At 72.8% G+C, this 390-nt stretch carries 2 pseudogenes; both read right to left on the reverse strand.

The features are described 5' to 3' along the window. A pseudogene (locus tag DBR34_RS24555) lies at positions 1 to 135 on the reverse strand (tRNA 2-thiouridine(34) synthase MnmA); the annotation flags it as partial. Further along, positions 132 to 390: pseudogene (locus DBR34_RS24560) on the reverse strand (NUDIX hydrolase); the annotation flags it as partial. The pseudogenes DBR34_RS24555 and DBR34_RS24560, both read right to left, overlap by 4 nt.

Here is a 390-nt window from a genome sequence, read left to right on the forward strand (position 1 = left end):
GTCGCCGCTGCCGTCATCGGCCCAGTTCTGCATGAACAGCCCGGCCACAGGTTCGCCCTGCTGGACCAGCCGCCAGGCCGCCACCGAGGAGTCCACGCCGCCGGACACGCCGACCATCACCCGGGGAGTGCTCATGCGGTTTCCTTCAGGAGCGACAGGGGGTGGCGCTGGCCGCCCAGATAGTCGGCCACGACCTCCCAGACCAGCGGGCTGCGCAGGCGTGCCGCGCTGGCCTGCAGCTCGGCCGGGGTCATCCACAGCGCGCGCAGGATGCCCGCGTCCAGCGGCCGGGCCGGATCGTGCTCGACCGGCTCGGCGGCGAAGGCGAAGCGCAGGAAGGCCGTGCCGTCGGGCGCGGTCCACTGGTAAACCCCGATGAAGGCGCTCAGG

Origin of the sequence: Stenotrophomonas sp. HMWF003 (assembly GCF_003061285.1) — a bacterium.
Lineage (GTDB): Bacteria > Pseudomonadota > Gammaproteobacteria > Xanthomonadales > Xanthomonadaceae > Stenotrophomonas > Stenotrophomonas maltophilia_AP.